Origin of the sequence: Marinomonas sp. TI.3.20 (assembly GCF_038155025.1) — a bacterium.
Taxonomy (GTDB): domain Bacteria; phylum Pseudomonadota; class Gammaproteobacteria; order Pseudomonadales; family Marinomonadaceae; genus Marinomonas; species Marinomonas flavescens.
In genome coordinates, this window is record NZ_JBAKAS010000117.1 from 1 (window position 1) to 273 (window position 273).

A 273-nucleotide genomic window follows, 5' to 3' on the forward strand; every position below is an offset into this window, starting at 1 on the left:
CAACCTTTGATAGCCAGCTGATCTAGTAACTTAGGGATTGCTTTGATTTCATTGGATTTTTTATCTACTTTGTATTGACCAAGAGACACGCCAGCCTGTGAAGCCCAAGCGTTCACCATGTGAATAGCTTGGTGTTTGTTCGAACGCGACGCCCGCACCGTCTTTCCATCAATCGCGACGACGCCAGATAATGGAGTATCGATCAACATATCTTGAATCCAGCCACAAAACATTTCTCGATAACAGGCCGGATCCAACAAAGAAAATAAGCGG

The 273-nt window shown here is 45.1% G+C and carries 1 protein-coding gene; it reads right to left on the reverse strand.

The window, feature by feature from the left end; all coding sequences use genetic code 11:
• On the reverse strand, nucleotides 1-273 hold a 273-nt coding region (locus tag V6259_RS19810), incomplete at both ends, for an ISAs1 family transposase (protein ID WP_341585993.1).